The sequence below is a fragment of the Flavobacterium undicola genome (genome assembly GCF_009909155.2).
Lineage (GTDB): Bacteria > Bacteroidota > Bacteroidia > Flavobacteriales > Flavobacteriaceae > Flavobacterium > Flavobacterium undicola.
Map to the genome: position 1 here is coordinate 21,025 of NZ_JAAAPM020000038.1, position 6,384 is coordinate 27,408.

9 protein-coding genes are annotated in these 6,384 nt (G+C 31.3%); 2 read left to right on the plus strand and 7 right to left on the minus strand.

Annotation, left to right across the window (positions count from 1 at the left end; genetic code table 11):
- Positions 1 to 102: 102 nt before the first annotated feature.
- From tpiA to GTZ96_RS16295, 4 genes are all read right to left on the minus strand, one after another.
- The gene (gene tpiA / locus GTZ96_RS16280; protein ID WP_161644969.1) at positions 103 to 855 is read right to left on the minus strand and encodes a triose-phosphate isomerase; all 753 of its coding nucleotides are present in this window, start codon (positions 853 to 855) and stop codon (positions 103 to 105) included.
- A gap of 46 nt (positions 856 to 901) precedes the next feature.
- Positions 902 to 1,417, minus strand: a complete 516-nt coding sequence (locus tag GTZ96_RS16285) for a TlpA family protein disulfide reductase (RefSeq protein ID WP_161644970.1) — start codon at positions 1,415 to 1,417, stop codon at positions 902 to 904.
- 262 nt (positions 1,418 to 1,679) lie between these two features.
- A complete protein-coding gene (locus GTZ96_RS16290; RefSeq protein ID WP_161644971.1) occupies positions 1,680 to 2,780 on the minus strand; it encodes a BT_3928 family protein in 1,101 nt (366 codons plus the stop codon).
- A 6-nt stretch (positions 2,781 to 2,786) separates the two neighbouring features.
- Positions 2,787 to 3,335 (minus strand): DUF1599 domain-containing protein, encoded by a 549-nt coding sequence (locus GTZ96_RS16295; RefSeq protein ID WP_161644972.1) that lies wholly within the window; start codon positions 3,333 to 3,335, stop codon positions 2,787 to 2,789.
- Positions 3,336 to 3,417: 82 nt separating this feature from the next.
- On the opposite strand from GTZ96_RS16295, the gene folP reads away from it, so the two are divergent.
- Positions 3,418 to 4,242: a dihydropteroate synthase gene (gene folP / locus GTZ96_RS16300; protein ID WP_161644973.1), complete on the plus strand. Its 825-nt coding sequence runs from the start codon at positions 3,418 to 3,420 to the stop codon at positions 4,240 to 4,242.
- 2 nt (positions 4,243 to 4,244) lie between these two features.
- Positions 4,245 to 4,880 carry a hypothetical protein gene (locus tag GTZ96_RS16305; RefSeq protein WP_161644974.1) on the plus strand — a complete coding sequence of 212 codons (636 nt, stop codon included), beginning with the start codon at positions 4,245 to 4,247 and terminating at the stop codon, positions 4,878 to 4,880.
- Positions 4,881 to 4,994: 114 nt separating this feature from the next.
- On the opposite strand, the gene GTZ96_RS16310 is transcribed toward GTZ96_RS16305, so the two are convergent.
- The 3 genes from GTZ96_RS16310 to GTZ96_RS16320 all read right to left on the minus strand — a co-directional run bounded on the left by GTZ96_RS16310 (position 4,995) and on the right by GTZ96_RS16320 (position 6,271).
- Positions 4,995 to 5,423, minus strand: coding sequence for a CHRD domain-containing protein (locus GTZ96_RS16310; protein WP_181033219.1), 429 nt, complete (start codon positions 5,421 to 5,423; stop codon positions 4,995 to 4,997).
- A 281-nt stretch (positions 5,424 to 5,704) separates the two neighbouring features.
- Positions 5,705 to 5,770 carry a 23S rRNA (pseudouridine(1915)-N(3))-methyltransferase RlmH gene (locus GTZ96_RS18495; RefSeq protein ID WP_161644978.1) on the minus strand — a complete coding sequence of 22 codons (66 nt, stop codon included), beginning with the start codon at positions 5,768 to 5,770 and terminating at the stop codon, positions 5,705 to 5,707.
- 12 nt (positions 5,771 to 5,782) lie between these two features.
- The gene (locus GTZ96_RS16320) at positions 5,783 to 6,271 is read right to left on the minus strand and encodes a transglycosylase domain-containing protein (RefSeq protein ID WP_161644976.1); all 489 of its coding nucleotides are present in this window, start codon (positions 6,269 to 6,271) and stop codon (positions 5,783 to 5,785) included.
- Between the last annotated feature and the right edge of the window lie 113 nt (positions 6,272 to 6,384).

The window sequence follows — 6,384 nt, forward strand, 5'->3', positions numbered from 1 at the left end:
TAACGTATTTCTTAGCGGAGTAGTATTCGACAATTATATTTTTAATCAAAAAATCCCCAATCACTTTAGTAATTGAGGATTCTTAAAAAAATATTTTGAGTATTAGATAGCTGTTACAATAGCAACAAAATCATCTGCTTTTAAAGCAGCTCCACCAATAAGACCACCGTCTACGTCTGGTTTAGAGAAAATTTCTTTAGCATTATCCGGTTTTACAGAACCTCCATAAAGAATACTTACATTCTCAGCAATTTCTTTTCCGAAAGCTTTAAGAACTGTTTCTCTGATGAATTCGTGCATTTCTTGTGCTTGTTCTGGTGAAGCAGTTTCACCTGTTCCAATAGCCCAAACTGGTTCGTAAGCTAAAACAACTTTATCCCAAGATTTAGCATCAATTTGGAATAATCCGTCTTTTAATTGGTTTTCAACAATGTTGAAATGATTGTTAGATTGACGGTCTTTTAATTCTTCACCAAAGCAAAAAATAACAGTCATATCATGTTTTAAAGCTGTATTTACTTTATCAGCAATTAAAGCATCAGTTTCATTAAAAATAGCTCTACGCTCAGAGTGTCCTAAAATTACAGTGTTTACTCCAACTCCAGTTAACATATCAGCAGAGATTTCTCCTGTAAAAGCACCACTTTCAGTTTGGTGTACGTTTTGTGCAGCAACACTAATGTTAGTTCCTTTTAATTGATTTACTGCTGCAGCCAAGTTTACAAATGTTGGAGCAACAATTACTTGTGCTGTAGTATTTGCAGGTACTTTTGCAAGTAATTCACTTAATAATTCGCTAGTTTGTGCTGCATTTTTGTGCATTTTCCAGTTTCCTGCTACAATCTTTTTTCTCATTTTAGTAGTGTTATATTTGAATTTTTATTTTTTGTTATAGTAACGTTTATTGTTTTTTTAATTGATTTAAAGCCAAATTAATTTGTTCAAAATCAGTTTCTATGGCGCGATACAAAGCAATTTTACCCGTTTTATCAACGATAAGATATCTCGGAATCCAATCTAAATCAACTGCTTTTGCAAAAATGCCATTCATTTGATCATTTGCCATAAAATTAGCGCCATTGAGATTGTATTTTTCAATTCCCGCTTTCCATTTATCAGCAGTTTTATCCATTGAAATAAAAACATAAGCTGCTTCTGGATGCATTGCTTGTAATTCTTTTATTTTTGGCATTGCTTTTACGCAATCGCCACACCAAGAAGCCCAAAATTTAATCAACACCGTTTTCCCCTTGTATTTTTTTAGAATATCTTGAAAAGCAATTTGATTTTCAGTTGTTGTTAATAGTGTTTCTGATAATGCTTTTTTAGAAAATACTGTCTTTTGTGCATTCGATTTAGTACAGGAAATAGTAACTAAAAGGAGTAAAAAAGCAATTATTATTTCTATTTTTTTCATTGGTAACAAAGTTAAAATAAACAATTTGATTGCTGTTTTTAGTTTTTGTTTTTTTGAAGAAACTCGATTAAATTAACAAATACAGCCTTAAGAGTTATAAAAACACAAATGAAAACGTAATAGTGACCTCATTGTTATTTTCGATTCCAAAAGAATATCCTTAAATAAGCCTCTAAAAATGCTTTTTTTGGTCTTTTTTAGCTTTTTTAAGGCATAAAGAAAGCTCATAAATGCTAATTTCAGTCTTTATGAGCTTTCTTTTTTACAATTTTAAACCTTCAATATCGTTGTAATGTACTTTTTGTTTTACCGTTCCTTTTTCCAGAATTACAATACTTGGATTAGCTCTTTCTATTGTTTTTAAAGCGGTAGCATCACAGGTGTAAAAGTCAAATTTTAGATTGTATTTTTTTTGTGCTTTTTCGATTTCTTCGACTGAAGAATTAGTCATACCAATTACCTTGTATCCTTTTAAAGTAGCCTCTTGGTTTAATTTTTGCACTTTTTGCATTCCGCTTTCATCGGCTAAAGCCAAATCATAAGTCACCACCATTAATAATTTAGGTTCTAGCAGTAATTCTTCTTTGTAATCAGAACCATCTTTTGTCATGGTGAAATCATGGATAGGAGGGACATAACCTTCAGAAATTATTTTGTCTTTTCTATCTACAAATTCGGCTCCTTCCGGAATATTCATCAAATCCTTTTCGGTAAATTCTTTATTTACACCATTAACCTTATAAATAAAAGTCATTTCAACTACCGATTTTGGAGCGCCTTCAGGGATTTCCATTCCTTTTTGGATATTTGTTCCTACTTTATAAGGTCTAAAATCAATTATTGGTAAATGATTTAAAACATGATAAGCCATGAAAATAGCCGCTACTACACCCAAGGCAGCAATCAAATTTTGAAGACCTTTATTGAATAAAGGTTTTACCAGTTTTTTGTTTGCAAATAAGATAAGGATGAAGAATAATAAAACGACATCTTTAGTAAATGATTGCCAAGGTGTAAGATGCAAAGCGTCCCCAAAACACCCACAGTCTTTTACCACGTCATAATAAGCAGAATAAAAAGTTAAGAAGGTAAAAAATACAATCATTAACAATAGACTCCAAATTGTGAATTTTGATCGGTAACCAATGAGTAGCATGATTCCTAAAAGGACTTCTACAATAACTAAAAATAAAGCTAATGTTAAGCTAAAAGGAACTAAAAAGGGAATATTAAAAACAGCTTCACTAAAATATTCGGCTAGTTTATAGGAGAAACCTACAGGGTCATTTAGCTTGATTAAGCCTGAGATTATAAATAAAGCCCCAACAAATATTCTTGAAAATTGAGTGATTATTTTTTTCATAAAAGATTATTGATTGTTAGCAAATCCCATTAATATCAAGGCGAAAATGGAGTAGTTAATCATGTCTTGGTAATTGGCATCAATTCCTTCAGATACAATTGTTTTACCTTTATTATCTTCAATTTGCTTTACGCGAAGTAGTTTTTGCAAAATCAAATCAGTCAACGAACTCACACGCATATCGCGCCAAGCCTCGCCATAATCATGGTTTTTAGCTTCCATTAATTCTTTGGTCAATTTTACTTTTGCATCATATAATTGAGTTGCTTTTTCCACATTCAAATCGGGTTGGTCAACAACACCCAGTTCTAATTGGATTAAAGCCATTATCGAATAATTGATAATTCCGATGAATTCACCTGATTCGTCTTCGTCTACTTTTCGGACCTCGTTTTCTTGTAAACTGCGAATTCTTTGTGCTTTGATGAAAATTTGATCGGTTAAAGAAGGCAATCGTAAAATGCGCCATGCGCTTCCGTAATCTTGCATTTTATTAGCGAATAAGGAACGACAAATCGCAATTACCTTATCGTATTCTTGAGAAGTATTCTTCATTATTGATGTATATTTGTCTAAAATTTTCTCAAAAATAGGGATAAATTTTAAAAAGATTCAACTTTAAAATAAAGATTAAAAAATGACTATTAACTGCAAAGGACAGCTGATTGATTTATCCCAACCTAAAGTAATGGGGATTTTGAACATAACGCCCAATTCTTTTTTTGATGGCGGAAGGTATTCGAGTGAAAATGAGATTTTAGCTAAGGTCGAAAAAATGCTAGCCGAAGGAGCTACTTTTATTGATATTGGAGCCTATTCGAGTAAACCTAGTGCCGAATTTGTATCGGAAGAAGAGGAATTGGATCGGATTGTTCCCGTTGTGCAATTATTAGTCAAGCATTTTCCAGAAATTTTAATTTCAATTGATACTTTTAGAAGTGAAGTCGCAAGAGCTTGTATCGAAAACGGAGCAGCTATTATCAATGATATTTCGGCGGGAAATCTCGATGATAAAATGCTTGAAGTTATTGCTCAATATAATGTTCCTTATATTATGATGCACATGCGTGGCACGCCTGAAACCATGCAGTCAATGACCGAATATGAAGATGTTGTGAAGGAAGTTTTGCTTTATTTTTCAGAAAAAATAAGCCAGGCCAGAAGTTTAGGAATTAACGACCTGATTGTAGATCCCGGTTTTGGATTTGCAAAAACCATAGCGCAAAATTATGAAGTGATGCGAAAATTAGAGTTATTTCATAGTTTAGAATTGCCCATGTTAATAGGGATTTCCAGAAAATCGATGATTCATAAAACACTGGGAATTACTGCCGATGAAGCCTTAAACGGAACGACTGTTTTGAACACGATTGCTTTAACAAAAGGCGCTCATATTTTGAGAGTGCACGATGTGGCAGCTGCGATGGAATGTGTGAAATTGTATGAAAAACTGAATTTTTAAGGATGAAATATTTTAGTCTGATTATAGTATTGTTCTTTTTTGCGTGCGGAAATAAAGAAGATATTTTGCTTCCAAAATCGAATACAACAGTAGTTAGTGATGTGCAAGATCATTCGCCAATTTATATTTTTTTTCGTGTGAAAGACAAAGATACTTTGGCTGAAGTAAACCGAAAAAATAGCATTATTACGACCAATTGGATTCTGAATATAGATAAGCGTTTGCCCTTGCGATTGGTAATTCCGGAAGTAATGAAGTTGCAAGACAAAAAACGCAAAGAAAAAGCGCATAAAAACGAAAAAGCAGAGAATTATTATTCGTACGCTGATTCGATAAAGAAAAATATGGCTTTTATTCCTTTTACAAAAGTGTATTATACTATTGGAAAACCTAAAAAAGATGACTTTGTTTTTTATTTCAAAAAGAGAACCGATTTGGTTTGGTTGAATGGTAGAGCTATAAAAAAATCAGATTTGATACAGGAATTTTTCAGTATTCGGTTTATAAGAAGACCACGGGTAGTAATACAATTTGATAAGAATATGTCTTATGGTGAATACATTCAAAACAAGATTTTAATTAGAGAATTTGATTTATATAGTGTAAATCCAATTTCTCCAAAAGAATTTATTTTTTAAAATCAATAGAGATAAGTTATTGGTTAAGATTACAAAAAAAGTAATTTTATTGGATATAAAAGAAGCCTTACTGTTTTGTAAAATAGTAAGGCTTTTTATATTCAAAATAAAAAATTATTGTTTAATAAGCTGTCCTCTTATTTCACCAGCTGCGTAAATTCCTGCACTATGAACGTTAACATAGTAAAGATTGCCCATAAGATCGGCTTCTTGTGCAGCTGACAATGTTGCTGAGCCTGAATACCCTATTGTACCATAGCTATAACCCGGAGTAGGTGTAACAGTTAAATTAAATAGGGGAGATGCATTTACTCCCACCATTGCAGGGCCATGGATATGGGAAATAGTAGGTGTCATTGCGTTGTAGGTTCCTGTGAGTGTAAATGTTTTGGTGTCATTATAAAAAACAAGTGTAGCCATTCCTGTCGCCGCTGAACTATTGGAAGGGAATTCATTGCTACCATTCAAAGTTGCTTTAAAGGTAGTGGTATTATTAGAATACGAATCATCTGAATCATCACTATTACAAGATATACTAACCAATAAAAAAACTAAAATTGCTGAAAATTTATATAAGAGTTTCATGATATAAATTTTTAAAAAGCGAAAAGTCAAAATTGTTAACTAGTGCTAACAAATAAAAGAATAGGTTGTTTGTCGAATAATAAAATAAATTATTATTTAGAGAGCTGTTTGGTGTTAGGTTTTGATTTTTAACTAGTTAAAGTTAGTTTTTTTTAAGTTTTAATTAAGGGAAAGTTGTTGTTTTAACAAGAGTTTAACCCTGTTTGAAGCTGTTGAAAATAGGTTTTAAAGGAGTAATATTATTGATGATGATAAGGCTCATTCCTTAGAATAGTAAAACCTCTATACAATTGTTCGATGAAAATTTAATACAAAATTTATTTTTTGATATTCATATTCATGTGTAATATCCTTTGGTATAATCTAATTTTGTCTAAAGCTATTTTTGGGTTTCTATGAGGATTGTATAGGATTGGATGTTCAAGCATTATTATTAATGTAATTTTTTCTTTCTCATTAAGTTTATCAATTTCTTTTTGGAAGTAAAATTTCGAAGCTTTTTCAACTCCCAAAATATCATGTGAATAACTATCTTGTGAGAAATCAGCATTTAAAAGGGCAAATTTTAAACAGTCATCTTGTGTAAAATCTTTTTTTATTTTTAGTAAATAAAGTTTTTTTGTTAAAGAAAATCCATGTCTGTAAGGACCAATATAATTCATGATAATTTCACATTGGCATCTTCTTTCTTTTACAGTTTGATGAATTTTATTGTATATAAGGATGAATGGATTTAGTTTATTGTTCTTTGTGTTTTTCTTTAAAGAATGAGTTAGATATACAAATTCTTTGTTTGAGTTAGTCATTTAGTTTCTGTATTTTTATGTCTTTAAAAACAGTCGTTATGGAAGTATTTGAAGGACAAAGCATACTAAACTTTATAAAAGAATTGCCAAATGATGAAGCTTGCAAAGCTTAT

Coding starts and splice junctions, on each gene's coding strand:
- tpiA (WP_161644969.1), bottom strand. CDS start 855: ATGAGAAAAAAGATTGTAGCAGGAAACTGGAAAATGCACAAAAATGCA.
- GTZ96_RS16285 (WP_161644970.1), bottom strand. CDS start 1,417: ATGAAAAAAATAGAAATAATAATTGCTTTTTTACTCCTTTTAGTTACT.
- GTZ96_RS16290 (WP_161644971.1), bottom strand. CDS start 2,780: ATGAAAAAAATAATCACTCAATTTTCAAGAATATTTGTTGGGGCTTTA.
- GTZ96_RS16295 (WP_161644972.1), bottom strand. CDS start 3,335: ATGAAGAATACTTCTCAAGAATACGATAAGGTAATTGCGATTTGTCGT.
- folP (WP_161644973.1), top strand. CDS start 3,418: ATGACTATTAACTGCAAAGGACAGCTGATTGATTTATCCCAACCTAAA.
- GTZ96_RS16305 (WP_161644974.1), top strand. CDS start 4,245: ATGAAATATTTTAGTCTGATTATAGTATTGTTCTTTTTTGCGTGCGGA.
- GTZ96_RS16320 (WP_161644976.1), bottom strand. CDS start 6,271: ATGACTAACTCAAACAAAGAATTTGTATATCTAACTCATTCTTTAAAG.